Origin of the sequence: Polaribacter reichenbachii, from assembly GCF_001975665.1 — a bacterium.
GTDB lineage: Bacteria > Bacteroidota > Bacteroidia > Flavobacteriales > Flavobacteriaceae > Polaribacter > Polaribacter reichenbachii.
Genome location: NZ_CP019419.1, coordinates 2,041,423 through 2,057,143 on the forward strand (window position 1 = coordinate 2,041,423; position 15,721 = coordinate 2,057,143).

The 15,721-nt window shown below is 30.6% G+C and carries 11 protein-coding genes and 1 pseudogene; 8 read left to right on the forward strand and 4 right to left on the reverse strand.

From position 1 onward, the window contains the following. Positions 1-1,176: 1,176 nt before the first annotated feature. From BW723_RS08475 to BW723_RS08490, 3 genes and pseudogenes are all read right to left on the reverse strand, one after another. Positions 1,177-1,380, reverse strand: a complete 204-nt coding sequence (locus BW723_RS08475) for a hypothetical protein (RefSeq protein ID WP_226789164.1) — start codon at positions 1,378-1,380, stop codon at positions 1,177-1,179. 176 nt (positions 1,381-1,556) lie between these two features. Then, positions 1,557-1,979: pseudogene (locus tag BW723_RS08485) on the reverse strand (DUF5675 family protein). A gap of 2 nt (positions 1,980-1,981) precedes the next feature. Then, positions 1,982-2,719 carry a hypothetical protein gene (locus BW723_RS08490; RefSeq protein ID WP_226789165.1) on the reverse strand — a complete coding sequence of 246 codons (738 nt, stop codon included), beginning with the start codon at positions 2,717-2,719 and terminating at the stop codon, positions 1,982-1,984. A 167-nt stretch (positions 2,720-2,886) separates the two neighbouring features. Between BW723_RS08490 and BW723_RS08495 the strand changes: the two genes are divergently transcribed. Next, entirely contained in the window at positions 2,887-3,084 is a 198-nt protein-coding gene (locus tag BW723_RS08495; RefSeq protein ID WP_076686360.1) for a hypothetical protein, read from the forward strand. Positions 3,085-3,296: 212 nt separating this feature from the next. Here BW723_RS08495 and BW723_RS08500 read toward each other — a convergent pair whose 3' ends face one another. Further along, positions 3,297-4,325 (reverse strand): LacI family DNA-binding transcriptional regulator, encoded by a 1,029-nt coding sequence (locus BW723_RS08500; RefSeq protein WP_068356041.1) that lies wholly within the window; start codon positions 4,323-4,325, stop codon positions 3,297-3,299. A gap of 216 nt (positions 4,326-4,541) precedes the next feature. On the opposite strand from BW723_RS08500, the gene BW723_RS08505 reads away from it, so the two are divergent. The 7 genes from BW723_RS08505 to BW723_RS08535 all read left to right on the forward strand — a co-directional run bounded on the left by BW723_RS08505 (position 4,542) and on the right by BW723_RS08535 (position 15,714). Next, on the forward strand, positions 4,542-5,867 hold the full coding sequence (locus tag BW723_RS08505; RefSeq protein WP_068356037.1) for a sugar porter family MFS transporter: 1,326 nt from the start codon (positions 4,542-4,544) through the stop codon (positions 5,865-5,867). A gap of 4 nt (positions 5,868-5,871) precedes the next feature. Further along, entirely contained in the window at positions 5,872-7,455 is a 1,584-nt protein-coding gene (locus tag BW723_RS08510; RefSeq protein ID WP_068356030.1) for a glycoside hydrolase family 32 protein, read from the forward strand. A 13-nt stretch (positions 7,456-7,468) separates the two neighbouring features. Further along, complete coding sequence (locus tag BW723_RS08515) at positions 7,469-10,630, forward strand: SusC/RagA family TonB-linked outer membrane protein (protein WP_068356028.1); 3,162 nt, start codon at positions 7,469-7,471, stop codon at positions 10,628-10,630. A gap of 11 nt (positions 10,631-10,641) precedes the next feature. Beyond that, entirely contained in the window at positions 10,642-12,387 is a 1,746-nt protein-coding gene (locus BW723_RS08520) for a RagB/SusD family nutrient uptake outer membrane protein (RefSeq protein ID WP_068356026.1), read from the forward strand. Between the two features lie 112 nt (positions 12,388-12,499). Beyond that, positions 12,500-13,381, forward strand: coding sequence for a carbohydrate kinase family protein (locus BW723_RS08525; protein WP_068356024.1), 882 nt, complete (start codon positions 12,500-12,502; stop codon positions 13,379-13,381). Between the two features lie 77 nt (positions 13,382-13,458). Continuing rightward, positions 13,459-14,760, forward strand: coding sequence for an MFS transporter (locus BW723_RS08530; protein WP_068356019.1), 1,302 nt, complete (start codon positions 13,459-13,461; stop codon positions 14,758-14,760). Positions 14,761-14,775: 15 nt separating this feature from the next. Continuing rightward, positions 14,776-15,714: a carbohydrate kinase family protein gene (locus BW723_RS08535; RefSeq protein ID WP_068356016.1), complete on the forward strand. Its 939-nt coding sequence runs from the start codon at positions 14,776-14,778 to the stop codon at positions 15,712-15,714. Positions 15,715-15,721 lie beyond the last annotated feature (7 nt).

Consider the following 15,721-nt stretch of genomic DNA (forward strand, 5'->3'; position numbering starts at 1 on the left):
TTTTTTTATGATTTCTTTAGCAGCTTTCCTGTGTCGATTAACTATACGTGCATGGTTTGCAAACCCGCGTTAACATTCTCTAAAGAAACATATCCGTGCGGTCTGGGATAATCTAAATATTAAATACCGTTTGTAATCCCTATGAACAAAATTAAATTTAGTGCAATAGCAATAAACCTTTGCATTCTATGTCAATCCACGCTTCCTTTGCATAGTTGGTTTTATTTCACAATAGTTGTATCCAACGCTATAATGGCACATTTCTTTTTTTATTTGAAGCTAGTAATTTTTTTAAAAATAGGACAATAAAAAAAGCAAAGAGCCATTGCCAACGCTCAAACAACTATTTCGCCATAAAATCAACCCCAAGCTAAGTTACATAATGCGCAGTTATACTGCTCTTCCGTGAAAAACTCCAGGCACTATAACGCCATTATGTAAAATAGCCGCTCATCCAACGCGCATATAGGAAAGTAATAATAACAATTTGCTATTTTAATAACAAGAAGTAGTTAATGCATTTGTTTTTACAAGTGTTTATGGGTACAATAAATAGTAAGTAGTAAAATATCAATGTGTTCAGTAATATTCAAGTCTCTTTTAAAGCACCTATAAAATCAAAAAAAGCCAATAAGAGTATAAATTTTTATTTTTAAAACATCTAGGGGTTACCGTTTTCACTAAAAGTAAATGCGTTGGAATTTTTAAAGCATTAGGAAAATAATAGAAGTCAGTAATATAAAAAAGTTGTAGTAGCATTCACTTTTAATAGAACCTAATAAAAGTGGTTGAGTACAAATAAAAATTTACACACTTATTCTCGCTGCTGCCAACGCACTACGTCTTTAATTATTTTAAAAAAAAGAAACCCACTTCTGGCAAGAAGCGGGTTAAAATTGCGACTATCATAAATCTAAATATTTAGACTCATTTGAAAAAGTATTTAAATATGTGAAAAAAAAATATAAATTTTTTGATTTTCAAACCATTATTATGTAATTCAGTCGCCATTAGGCTCACATTTTTAAAGATTGATAAACTCCACGCACAAACCAGCCACTGTTTATCAATCTTTAAAAATGATAAAATCGAATCTATTTTTTCCTCACCTCATTCTTTAAGGAAAAAACATACATTATTTTTAGAATTCACTTTCGAAATTCTGAACTTTAATAATTATTTTTTTGCTTTTATTTTAATCTTGTTATGAATCCATTTTAAAATAACAGAAACAAAAAAACTCACAACAGCACCCACAATAGCCAAAACAATGGTAGTAATAATATCTTCAACACCTATATGAACAATTGAAGATAAAAATAAACCACCAAAAAAACTGGCTTTTGTATTATGATCCATTTTTTTCTGAAGTATCATCATTTTTTATCACTGCGTGACTAACTGCTGTGGCAACAGTTCCTGCCACTGTCATATAGGTAGCAATTGTAATGATGGTTGCAGGTATACTTAACGGAGCAGCAATAATTGCACCTCCTGCAGTAGCTAATGCAATACCAATATTTCTTAAAATTCTAAAAAATTTTGGAGTAGGTTTTTTATAACGTTCTATAATTTTTATAATTCTGTGATTTAATAATTAATAAGATTTTTTCTTTTCGGTCTTTAGCTTGATATGATAGTGATAATAATTTTTGCATTGCATTTTTCGAATAAACACCTCTACCAATACCACTTAAGTAGGTTACTGGAGCAATACATCTTTGTAAATCTCTTTTGGCACCATTTGCAGGATGAAATAAAATAAAGCTCCTTCCTTTCACATTTTTTAAAATCAAATTATGCTTGAAGCGTTTTGAAAATCTTGGTTCAATTTAATATGCTTCTTCAGGAATGCAAGAAATAGTTCGTTTGTTATTTTTCCAGGGCAACTCAATCGTATGACAAAGAAATTTGTCAGAACAAAAGAGAGTACCATTAGTACTCTCTTTAAAATAAGCTCTTTGAAGTAATAACTCCATACTTATGGCTTGTCAATAATAGTAACTGAAAGGGCATTATATGTACCGTTTTTTAAAGAGTACATTTCTCCATTTACCTCTTGATAAAACTCTACCCCTAAAACTTGAATCACAGGTAATGTTGAGTTTGCAGTAATGGTTGCGGATAGTGCAATAGCAGCTGTGTCAGCAGCAGTATAAGGTCGAATTGTAGTTTCATCATTTTCAAATGTTGAGGTTTCATTCTCAAAATCTAATTCCAATGCTCTCATTACTACTTTAAAATGTGTTTTTTCTGCAAGAGCTGCAATTCTAACAGTTGTAGAAAAAGCTGCTAAATCTAAAGTTGCTTCTTCAGTAACTCTATCAAATGCTTTGGTAAATGGAGCAAATAAAGTAGCACCTAATTTTCCATTCAAGTTAAATTCAAAAGCCTCTAAAAGGTTTGAATTTCTTTCTTGTAAAGTTCTTGAACCTCTCTCGTTAACAATATCTGTTTTGGTAATTGCAACCAAAATTTTTGTCAAACGAGAGACCACTCTTCTGTCTTTTGCATTTTGCAAAAACACACGAATCGCATTACGTAATACTTTACCTCCCTTTCCTGCTCGTCCAAATTCAGAGCCATTTTCACGTGTTCTTTGAAACGCAGGATCATTCTGAATTCTTTTTTTATCTACACCACCTTTTTCGTGAGCCAAATGCCCATCAGAAGTTTTGTAGAAAGAAATTCCATCAATAGTTCCCTTTAATTTGATAATTCCTGTTTATTTTGCTATGATATTATATTTTTATGTTTAGGCAAAAAACCATACTTTTAAATAAGAAATCAAAAATCAGTAGTCAGCCATTCCGATACAAGTTATTTTTTCCGATTTAGTATGGTAGCACTGTCTAAAAAGTATAGATAGAGCATAGATAAAGTATTATGAATCAAAAGAGAGCTTGTATTTATCCAAAAGACATTCAGCGCATCACAGGGCGCAGTGAACGCTATGGTCGCAAGTTATTAAATGATATCAAGAATTTTTTAGACAAAGAGCCTCATCAATTTTTAACTATAGATGAGTTTTCGGAATATTCTGGAATTCAGTTAGATATAGTAAATAAGTACATAGGAAATTAAATTGTAAGGGACTAATTAGGGGGTAGTCTAAATTTGTGTGCTTATAAATGCTTATGAACAAAGGAAAAAAAAGAATGGTGTTAGTCCCTTCCTCTCTGCAAATTTATGATGAAAAAAAATATAATTACAGAGCCATAATAAATTGCTGTCTTCCTAATTTATTAGAAATTTGTTGCTATAATGATGATTTTTAAACTATTTTGTTTTAAAATTTAATTTAAGGTTTTAGTAGATTCTCTTATAATTAAATCTGTTTCTAAAACCACATCTTTATGAGCAAATAGTTTATTCTGTTTTTTTGCTTTAATTTCTTTATATAATAATTTGAATGCATTTTTACCCATATCATATCCAGGTTGATTAATAGTTGTTAATGAAGGAGATATTACAGAAGACATAAACCAATTACTAAAACCAACAATACTTATTTCTTCAGGTACTTTAACACCTAATTTTACAAACTCTGTCATTGCTCCAATGGCAACTAAATCTGTGTTTATAAAAATACCATCTACATCTTTATGGTCTTTTAATAGTTGCCTTGCATTTTCCTTTCCTTCTTCAAAACTCATATCTCCACATTCATTAACGTACACTAAAGAAGGGTCATATTTTATGTTATTATCTAATAATGCTTTTTTATAACCTAGGAATCTGTCAATAGAATTTTGAGGCAATAAAGCTCCCCTAAAATGAGCAATTCGTTTACAGCCAATATCAATTAAATGTTGAGTTGCGTTATATGCGGCTTTTCTATCATCAATAATTACTTTAGAACACTTTACAATTTTAGCAATTTTATCAAACATCACCAGTGGTGTTTCTTGCTCAATTATATCTGTTAAATGTTTATAATCTCCTGTACCGTTTGCCAAGGAAATTAAAATACCATCAACTCTTTTACTTAATAATAAATCTACTTGCTTTTTTTCTAACTCGTAAGATTCATCAGATTGAAGAATAATTACTAAGTATCCTTTTTTTTCTGCTTGAGAAATTATTCCTTTAATAACACTAGAAAAAAAGTGGTGCACAATTACAGGGATAATTAAGCCAATTGTTTTAGACTCCTTTGTTCTAAGATTTACAGCAAAAGAATTTGGTTTGTAATTTAACAAACTAGCAGTTTCTCTTACTAATTTTCTAGTTTTTTTACTTACATCTGGGTATTCTTTTAAAGCTTTAGAAACTGTTGTTATAGAAATACCTAATTCTTCTGCTATTTGTTTGAGCGTAACCATAATAGTGCTTTAATATTGATTTAATTGTATGCTTTATTACCTTGCAAATATAGTAAATTAACTTTTTCGAAAACGTTTTCGACTTTTCGAAAACGTTTTCGATTTATTATTTAAATAAAAAAATGTGCTTATAATTTAATTTTGTTTAAAACAAAGCCTAAAAATTATTAAATTAATAAAACAGGCACAAAACTCAGTTACAACTAAATCAAAAATATGAATAAAAAAATAATAATCTGGTCTTTAACAACTGCACTAGCAGGTTTTTTATTTGGTTTTGATACAGTTGTTATTTCTGGTGCCGAAAAAAAGCTTCAACTAATTTGGGAATCTACAGATATGTTTCATGGATTGGTAATTATTGGCATGGCATTATGGGGTACAGTAATTGGAGCAATTTTTGGAGGAATACCAACTAATAAAATTGGTAGGAAAAACACCTTAATATGGATAGGTATTCTTTATACAATATCTGCAATTGGATCTAGTTTAGCTAATGATCCTTGGACTTTTGCCTTATTTAGGTTTATTGGAGGTTTAGGTGTTGGAGCATCTACAATTGCAGCTCCTGCTTATATTTCAGAAATTGCACCTGCTAAAGACAGAGGTAAATTAGTTGGCTTATACCAATTTAATATTGTGTTTGGTATTTTAATCGCTTTCTTTTCTAATTACTTATTAAATAATATAGGTGAAAATGCCTGGAGATGGATGTTAGGTATAGAAGCTATACCTGCAATTATTTATACTTTAATGATTTTATCTGTACCTAAAAGTCCTAGATGGTTATTAACGAAATCTAAAGAAGATGAGGCAAGAAAGGCATTAAAAATTATTAATCCAAAATTAAACTCAAATGCTTTGGTTGAGGAAATCAAACAAGAGATGAAAGATACTATACCTAATGAAAACATCTTTCTTAAAAAATACAGATTCCCTTTAATCTTAGCTCTTTTAATTGCCTTTTTTAATCAATTATCAGGTATTAACGCTTTATTATATTATGCTCCAAGAATATTAGAAGAAGCAGGTTTAGGAGAAAGTACTGCTATGTTAAGTAGTATTGGTGTTGGTGTTACAAATATGATATTTACATTACTTGGTATATTTTTAATAGATAAATTAGGTAGAAAACAACTAATGTATATAGGCTCTTTTGGCTATATTATATCATTATCATTAGTTTCTGCTGCCTTCTTTTTTAACTGGCAAGGAACCTATATGCCTATCTTCTTATTTATTTTTATTGCTGCACATGCAATCGGTCAAGGTACTGTAATATGGGTTTTTATTTCAGAAATATTCCCAAACCATTTAAGAGGATCAGGGCAAGCTTTCGGTAGTTCTGTACATTGGGTATTAGCAGCAGTTATTCCTTCATTAGTACCGGTATTATTTTCTACTATTGGAGCCAGCGTTGTCTTTCTGTTTTTTGCAGTTATGATGGCCATACAATTAATATTCGTAATCTTTATGATGCCAGAAACTAAAGGGGTTACACTAGAGGAGTTAAGTAAAAAACTAATCAAAAATAAAAATTAAGCAAATGAAATTCAAAAAACTAACTTTTATTGCTCTTGTATTGCTTGTGTTTTTCAACTGTAAAAACACAGTAATAACTAAAGAAAAAACTTCTAAAACAAATACAGAAGAAGAGCTTTACAGACCTAACTTTCATTTTACACCAAAAAAAGCTTGGATGAATGATCCTAATGGAATGTTTTACTACAATGGCTACTATCATTTATATTTTCAATACCATCCAGATAGTAATGTTTGGGGACCTATGCATTGGGGACATGCAATTAGCACAGATATGATTACTTGGTCAGAGCAACCTATTGCAATTTATCCTGATGAACTTGGAACCATTTTTTCTGGAAGTGCGGTTGTAGATATTAGCAATAGCTCTGGACTAGGAGAAGTTGAAAAATCTATTCCAATTATAGCTATGTACACAAACCATAAAGATTTTGGTAATGGAAAGGTTAAACAGGTACAAAGTATTGCTTACAGTAATGACGAAGGTAAAACTTTTAAGAAATACGAAAACAACCCAGTTATAGATAACGATACAATTAAAGATTTTAGAGATCCAAAAATTACTTGGGATGAGGATAGACATAAATGGATTATGTCTCTAGCAGCAGGAGATAAAATTATGTTTTACGATTCTAAAAATTTAAAAAACTGGAACTTACTTTCAGAATTTAAAAAAGACAAAAATTCTAAAGATGGAGTTTGGGAATGTCCTGATTTATTTAAACTACCAGTTAAAGGTACAGAAGAATTTAAATGGGTATTATTTGTAAGCATTGGAACTGGTGGTCCAAATGGAGGTAGTTCAACACAATATTTTGTTGGAGATTTTGATGGTACAAATTTTAAAATTGATAAAGAATTTGAAAAAAGCTTAAAAGAAAATCATAATTACTGGTTAGATTTTGGTAAAGATAATTACGCGGGTGTTTCTTGGTCTAACGCAAGAACAAAAGATGGTGCTAAATTAATGATTGGCTGGATGTCTAATTGGGATTATGCAGTAAAAGTACCAACAGAAACATGGAGAAGTGCAATGACAACTCCTAGAAAAGTAGCACTTAAAAAAGATGATAATGGTTATCGATTAATTTCTACTCCAGTACAAGATTTAAATAAATATAGAGGTACAAAGTTTAAAAAAGAAAATATTGCTGTAAACGGAATTACAAAAATTATTGGCTCAGAATCAATTGATTTAGCAAGTACTGAAATAAATTTTAATCTAAACAATTTAGATGATAAAAGCTTCACTTTTAAACTATCTAACAAAGTAAATGACACACTTTTATTTGGCTATAGTCATGCTAAAAAATCTTTTTTTATTGATCGTAAAAAATCTGGAAAAATAAAATTCTCGGAAAAATTTGCAAATAAAATTTCTTATGCTCCTAGAACATCAACTAATAAAAATTTATCAGGAACAATATTAATAGATAAAACTTCTATAGAATTATTCTTTGATGAAGGAGAAACTGTTATGACAGAAATATTTTTTCCAAACCAACCCTTTTCAACCTTTTCTATAGAAACTAAAAATCGAGAATTGCTTCTTGATTACATCGAAATAAATCAATTAAATATTAACTAAATTAAATTAAATTATGAGACGTAAATTACTCTTTTTACTAACAATATTTGCTCTTTTCAGCATATCCGCCCAAACTCAGGTTAAAGGTGTTGTTACTGATAAAGATGGAGATATGCCATTACCTGGTGTTTCAGTAATTATATCTGGTACTTCAGTTGGAACAACAACAGATTTTGATGGAAATTATACTTTAGCCAGTGCAAAAGGTGAAGACACCTTGATATTTAGCTACTTGGGTTACAAAACCGAAACCATAAAAATTAATGATAGAAGTGTTATAAATGTTGTTTTAACAGCAGAAGCAAGTCAACTAGACGAAATAGTAGTAACTGGTTACTCAAAAGAAAAAAAGGTAGATGTAACTGGTGCAATTTCTGTTGTAGAAATGGCTCCTATTCAAGGAGTTGGTTTAAGTACAGGTAGTGCCGTACAAAGCTTACAAGGTCAAGTTGCAGGTTTATTTATTGAGAAAAACGGAGACCCTACAGGTACAAGTAACAATATACTAATTAGAGGTGCAACTACACTTGGTAACAACAACCCATTATTTGTTATTGATGGTGTGCCTACACTAAGACAAGAAGTATTTGCTAGTTTAAACCCAAGTACAATAGAATCTGTTCAAGTACTTAAAGATGCATCTGCGTCTTCACTTTATGGAGCTCGTGCAGGAAATGGTGTGGTAGTTGTATCAACAAAAAACAGATCAAAAGCCGGTGGTGCAGAAAAATTTAAAATCAGTTTAAATTCAAACGTTTCAGTTTTATCAGAAAAAAAACAACGTTATAAAATGCTAAATGCATTACAAAGAGGGCAAGCATTATGGCAAGCATCTGTAAATGATGGTGCAGACCCAAATGGAGGTTATGGTGAAATATATAACTTTGATTGGAATGGTGATTTTAATAACCCTGTTTTAAATAGTGTAACTGTACAACCCTTTGTTGGAGGTGACACAAGTGTACCAGTTGGAGATACTGATTGGCAAGATGAAACTTACCAAACAGGATATTTATACAATAATGAAATTTCAATTTCTGGTGGTACAGATAATTCATTTCACTTAATAAACTTAGGTCATTTAAGTAATTCAGGTATATTAAAAAATACAGGTTACGAAAGAATTACAGCTAAACTAAACTCTAATTTTAATTTATTTGATAATAGACTAAGAGTTGGTGTAAATTCACAAATGTCTACTTCAGATGAAACTTTAGCTTCTAGAGATGTTGGTAGTGCATTTACAACCAGTTTAGCTATATCATTAGCTCCTACAATTCCTGTATATGATGCGAACGGAGAATTTGCTGGTCCTTTGGGTTCTGGTTATTCAGACAGAAACAATCCTGTATTAATGCAACAACTTAATAGTTGGGACAACACTAGTAGAACCACTTTTTTTGGAAATGTTTATGGAGAATTTGATATCGCAAAAAACCTAACCTATAGAACTAGTTTAGGTATAGACTATAATGTAGTTGATAGAAGAGATATTGAAAGAAAAGTTAATAATGGTTTTATAACAAGAGCTACAAATAGATTAATACAAGGTAATCAAAAGTTTACTAGTTTAGTATTTACAAACACCTTAAACTATAATGTAGAATTAGCGGAAAAACATAAAATAGGAGTGCTTTTAGGAGCAGAATCTATTAAAGACGATCAAGATAGCTTTATTGCGCAAGCAGATGGATTTGCAGTAGAAACAGAATCTTTCTTTCAGTTAGATGCAGCTACAGGTGCAAAAACAAACTTAGGATCTTCAACTGGTAGTAGATTGTTATCTCAATTTGCTAAGGTAAATTATGGTTACGAAGATAAGTATTTAGCTTCTGTAACTGTACGTAGAGATGGTTCATCTAGATTTGGAGCAGATAATAGATATGGTATTTTTCCTGCAGCAACAGTAGGTTGGAGAATTAGTAATGAAGATTTTTGGAAAGAAAATGATATAGTAAATTCTTTAAAATTTAGAGCAGGTTATGGTGAAGTTGGTAACCAATCTATTGGAGATTTAGCACGTTTTGGTTTATTCCAATCTAATTACGGGCAAAATCAATTACAAGCTACTGGAGACACTTTTTTCTTTAATACGTTTTATAATGTTGGTACCGCTTATGATCTAAACGGAAATAACACAGGAAATTTACCATCTGGTTTTGTATCAATTCAAGCATCAAACCCAGCTTTAAAATGGGAAACTACAAAAGAATTTAATTTTGGTGTAGACTTTTCTTTATTAAACAATAAAGTAACTGGTACTTTCGATTATTTTACTAGAGAAACTAGTGATATTTTAACAACACCGCCTATTGCATCTGTGGTAGGAGAAGGACAACAAAGAGTATTAAATGGTGCAACAACAGAAACAAACGGTTGGGAATTAGCTTTGGCGTACGCTAATACTTTTGAAAACGGATTAAAATTAACAGTTTCTACTAATTTCGGAGCTTTTAGAGATATAATTACAGCTTTACCAGATGAGGTTGTATCTTCTTATCCTGGTACTGTAGATAATTCTATTATTGGACATTCTCAATTTTCAATTTTTGGATATAAAACAGATGGCTTATTTCAAAGTCAAGCAGATGTAGATGCAAGCCCAATTCAAGTTGGAGCTAGACCTGGAGGATTAAAATTTCAAGATTTAGATGGTAATGGTAGTATAGATGCAAATGATAGAGATTTTATTGGTACAACTTTACCAGATTTAGAATATGGAATTAGAGTAAACTTAGAATATAAAAACTTCGACTTTTCTGTATTCGGCTCAGGTGTTGCAGGAAGAATAGGTTTAGACCCATATATATACTGGAATAATTTTGTGCAAGGTAGAGAAAATGCAGGAGTGGGTGTGTTAAATGCTTGGACACCAACCAACACAGGTTCAAATATTCCAGCAGCATCACTTGTAAATAACGATACAAGAATTTCTGATTATTTATATAGAAAGAATTCTTATTTCAAAATAAGAAACTTGTCATTTGGGTATTCATTACCAGAAGAAATTGTTAATAAATTAGCAGGTATGTCGAGTTTAAGATTTTATTTTCAAGGAGAAAATTTATTTTGGTTTACACCTAAAGACTATATAGGATCAGATCCTGAAAGAACAAATGTAGATAACATTCCTGTTCCAACAACATTATCACTTGGTCTTAACATTAACTTTTAAAAAATATTAAAATGAAGAATATAAAATTATTATTAGCGGGAATCTTTGCTACTATTTTAATAGCGGGATGTTCTGATGATTTCTTAGAATATGAACCAGAAGGTGTATTATCTAATGAAAACGTAGCAACAGCAGAAAATGCAGAAGCATTGGTTGTTGCAGCATATGCAGGAATAGCAAATGATGACATGGTAGGTCCACTTACTAACATGTGGGTTTACGGAAGTGTTAGATCTGATGATGCCTACAAAGGTGGTGGTGGTAGAGGTGATGTTGATATCGTAGATAGATATGAACAATACAATTTAACTATTGCAGACGACCCATTAGATTGGATGGGACCAAGAACTTGGACTAATTATTATAAAGCAATCTCAAGAGCTAACTTTGCATTAAAAGTAATTAATGATATACCAGATGCAGAATATGCAAACAAAGCTATAAGACAAGGAGAACTTCGTTTTTTAAGAGCACACTCTCATTTTATGCTTAAACTATTGTTTAAAAAAATTCCATATATCACAGAAGAATTAACTCAAGATGAAATTATTAAGGTTTCTAATGATGTAGATAATGATGCTTTATGGAACACAATTGCAGATGATTTTATATTTGCTTATGATAACTTACCTCAATCTCAAGATCAAGTTGGTAGAGCAGACAAAAATGCAGCAGCAGCTTATTTAGCAAAACTACGTTTATACCAAGCTTATGAGCAAAATGACACTCATGCAGTTACAAACATAAACATGTCTAGATTACAAGAAGTTATCGATTATGCAAATGATGTTACTGGTGCTTTAGAAGCAGATTATGGTAATAACTATTTAGATGGTTTTGATAATGGTTCAGAATCTATTTGGGCTGCGCAATTTTCTATCAATGACGGAACAACTGTTAGTAGAGTAAGTTTTGTAACCGGTTTAAATTCACCTCATGGTACTGGTTTATATGGATGTTGTGGTTTTCATTTAGCAAGTCACAATATGGTGAATGCATTTAAAACAGATGCTTCTGGTTTACCATTATTAGATACTTTTAATGATAGTAACATTTTTGATGTTGTAGATGCAAATGGAGAAACTGCTTTAGCTGCAGGCATTACATTAGATCCAAGAATCGATCATACAGTAGGTATACCAGGTCGTCCTTTTAAATACAGAAATACAGTAAATACTACTGGAGATATGATTTACAACTTTAGTTGGGCAAGAGATCCTGGAGTTTATGGTTATTTTGGTAATATGAAAGAGCAACAAGCACCAGATTGTGGTTGTTATGTAAAAGAAGGCCCATTTGTTGGAACATCAAAAAATGTAGATTTTATTAGATATGCAGATGTCCTTTTATTTAAAGCAGAAGCTTTAATTCAATTAGATCAAGTAGATGCTGGTGTTCAAATAATCAATCAAATTAGAAGAAGAGCTAAAGAAAGTACTCAAAGACAAATGGATGCAGGAGCTAGCAATGTATATAATGTAGGCGAATATGCTATGGGAATGTCTAAAGATGATGCTTTTAAAGCTTTAATGTTTGAAAGACGATTAGAGTTTGGTATGGAAGGTCCAAGATTTTTTGACTTAGTAAGATGGGGTATGGCAGAACAAGTTCTAAATGCATATTTAGCAGTTGAGAAAACAAGAAAAGATTTTTTAACAAATGCTAATTTTACTGCAGGTAGAGATGAATACTATCCAATACCTCAAAGAGAAATAGATTTTACAGGTGGTATTTATAAACAAAATCCTGGTTATTAATATAGTATTGATTGTTTTTTGAATTGAGTTAATTGGTATCAAGAGAGATTGACATTGTTTAATCTCTCTTGTTTTTATCAAAATTAAATTGTTTTATTTTAAATATTAAAAGATGTCAAAAGTAGTTTGTTTTGGAGAAGTTTTATGGGATGTATTTCCCACTCATAAAAAAATAGGAGGAGCTCCTCTTAATGTTGCAAACAGATTAAGTTCATTTGGTCATAACGTAACAATGATAAGTGCTTTAGGTGAAGATAATTATGGACAAAAAATAATTGAGTACCTTAAAGAAAATAAAGTTAAGACCAACCATATTCAAATAAACAAAGAGTTTCAAACAGGTAAAGTAAATGTACTAATAGATAAAAAAGGCTCAGCTTCTTATACTATAAATTACCCAAGTGCTTGGGATAAAATTTATTTTACTGAAAAAGCAAAAAGCGAAGTTGTAAACGCTGATGCTTTTGTTTTCGGTAGTTTAATTGCAAGAGACGAAACATCAAGAAATACATTGTATGAATTAATTGAAGCAGCAAAATATAAAATTTTCGATTTAAATTTAAGACAACCTCATTACACAACAGATGTATTACAATATTTAATGGAAAAAGCAGATTTTATTAAATTTAATGATGATGAATTGTATGAAGTTTGTAAAAAAATAGGTTCAAAATACAATTCACTTGAACAGAATATAAATTTTATTGCAGATAAAACGAATACAAAACATATATGCGTAACTAAAGGACATCATGGTGCTGTTTTATTATATAACGATGTATTATACTACAATAGCGGTTATCAAATAAATGTTAAAGACACTGTCGGCGCAGGAGATTCTTTTTTAGCCTCACTAACTAGTGAATTATTAAATAAATCAACCCCACAAAAAGCAATAAATTTTGCTTGTGCTATTGGAGCTTTAGTTGCTCAAAATGAAGGAGCTAATCCTAAAATATTACAATCAGAAATTGAAACTTTTATTAATCCATAGTAAAAGATAAATAATCCTAATTATTAGATAACTTACATTTTATGTCTTTAATAAAAAAGTATAGATTAAAATAAATTATGAAGTTCAAAAAACCTACTTTAAGCTTTTGGCAAATATTAAATATGAATGTTGGATTTTTCGGAATTCAATATAGCTTCGGACTTCAGCAAAGTGCAGTTACACCTATTTATGATTTTTTAGGAGCTAGTCCAGACCAAATTCCGATTCTACATCTTGCTGGTCCAGTAACAGGTTTATTAGTACAACCTATTATCGGAGCATTAAGTGATAAAACTTGGAGTCCTAAATTTGGGCGTCGTAAACCTTATTTCTTAATTGGTGCAATTCTTTGTAGTTTAACACTATTTGCTTTTCCTTTTAGTAGTTCTTTATGGATGGCTGCTGGTTTATTATGGATTTTAGATGTTGGTAATAATACAGCTATGGAGCCTTACAGAGCTTTAATTGCAGATAATTTAGAAGAAAAGCAACAGCCTTTAGGTTTTCAAATGCAAAGTTTCTTTACTGGTTTAGGTCAAGTACTCGCAAATTTATCATTATTTATATTTCCATTAATTTTTATTGGCACAACAGGCTCTTTACCAACTTGGGTATATGCATCTTTCTTTTTAGGCGCAGTTTGTTCAATAGCCACAATTTTATGGAGTATTAAAAAAACAAAAGAAATCCCTCCTACAAAGGAAGAACTAATAAAACTGAAAGAAAAAAGAAGTGTTTTAGAACCTTTAATTGAAATCTTTTCAGCAATAAAAGATATGCCAAAAGTAATGTGGCAATTAGCATTGGTTTACTTATTTCAATGGTATGCCTTATTTTGCTATTGGCAGAACTCCTCTAAAAGCGTTGCATTATCCGTTTGGAATGCAACTCCAGATAACAAAGAATTATATAGTGAAGCCGTAAGTTGGACAGGTTTAGTAAATGGCTGGTACAATGTAGTTACCTTTTTAGTTGCCTTTGCATTAGTAGGTTTTGCAAAAAAATACAGTCCTAAAAAAGTACACGCATTTTGTTTAATAATCGCAGCAATTGGTTTTTTAGCATTTCCACATATAGAAAACAAAAACTTATTATTTTTTGCTATAACTGGTTTCGGAATTGGTTGGGCAAGTATGATGGGAATACCTTATTTAATGGTAGTTTCAGATATTCCTAAAGAAAGATATGGTGTTTATATGGGTATTATTAATATGATGATTGTAATTCCTATGATTATACAAACGGTTTCCTTTGGTTACATCTTAAAAAACTTTTTAGGCAATGACCCCAGAAATGCGATCACTTTTGCTGGAGTTTTATTAGTCTTAAGCGCAATTTTTACACTTTTTATCAAAAGTAAAAATCAAGTAAAACAATAACAACAAAACAATATTTTGAAAAAAGATAATAAAGAAATAGATATATTATGTATTGGTGAAGTCTTAATCGATTTTATTGGTCATCAATCTGATGTATTAATAAATAATACTAGAGATTATCATAGATATTTAGGAGGTTCACCAACAAATGTGGCTATGAATACTGCTAGATTAGGTTTAAAACCTATAATGATTTCTTCAGTTGGTAATGATGGTTTTGGAGAGTATATTTTAAAACGACTGAATGAAGTTAATGTAAATACAGAATACATAAAAAAGCTAGATGATAAAGCTACAAGTGTAATTTTTGTATCTAAATCAAAAGGAACTCCTGATTTTATTCCTTTTCGCCAAGCTGATTCTTATATAACAGAAGACCAGATTACTACAGATACTTTAACGAATACTAAAATTTTTCATACTACTTGCTTCGCCTTAAGTAAGGGCCCAGCACAGGCTACTATTTTAAAGAAAGCTGAAGAAGCATTTAATTTAGGTTGTAAATTAAGTATCGATTTAAATTACGCTAAAAAGTTGTGGAAAAGTCAAGAAGAAGCACTAGAAGTAATCAAAACCTACTGCAGTTTTAATCCGTTAATAAAAATTAGCGAAGATGATATGTTGCGTTTATTTGAAAAGGAATTAGCTCATCAAGAAATTTTTGAGTTTTTTCATAATCTTGGCGTAGAAACAGTTTGTTTAACTTTAGGAGAAAATGGTGTAAAATTATCAGAAAAAAATAAAAAAATCATACAATTACCTGCCATAAAAGTAGAAAAGGTAATAGATACAACAGGTGCTGGAGATGCTTTTTGGTCTGGATTTTTATTCGCTTATATCAAAGAAAAACCAATACAAGAATGTTTAGAAATAGCATTAAAATTAGCAGCATTAAAGCTTCAAAATGTAGGAAGGCTGCCAGAAAATATCAATATTTTATCTAAACTTTTATAGTAATTAA

Bases quoted from the DNA above. Each gene is read 5' to 3' on its own strand.
- BW723_RS08475 (WP_226789164.1), bottom strand. From the start codon at position 1,380: ATGATGATACTTCAGAAAAAAATGGATCATAATACAAAAGCCAGTTTT.
- BW723_RS08495 (WP_076686360.1), top strand. From the start codon at position 2,887: ATGAATCAAAAGAGAGCTTGTATTTATCCAAAAGACATTCAGCGCATC.
- BW723_RS08500 (WP_068356041.1), bottom strand. From the start codon at position 4,325: ATGGTTACGCTCAAACAAATAGCAGAAGAATTAGGTATTTCTATAACA.
- BW723_RS08505 (WP_068356037.1), top strand. From the start codon at position 4,542: ATGAATAAAAAAATAATAATCTGGTCTTTAACAACTGCACTAGCAGGT.
- BW723_RS08510 (WP_068356030.1), top strand. From the start codon at position 5,872: ATGAAATTCAAAAAACTAACTTTTATTGCTCTTGTATTGCTTGTGTTT.
- BW723_RS08515 (WP_068356028.1), top strand. From the start codon at position 7,469: ATGAGACGTAAATTACTCTTTTTACTAACAATATTTGCTCTTTTCAGC.
- BW723_RS08520 (WP_068356026.1), top strand. From the start codon at position 10,642: ATGAAGAATATAAAATTATTATTAGCGGGAATCTTTGCTACTATTTTA.
- BW723_RS08525 (WP_068356024.1), top strand. From the start codon at position 12,500: ATGTCAAAAGTAGTTTGTTTTGGAGAAGTTTTATGGGATGTATTTCCC.
- BW723_RS08530 (WP_068356019.1), top strand. From the start codon at position 13,459: ATGAAGTTCAAAAAACCTACTTTAAGCTTTTGGCAAATATTAAATATG.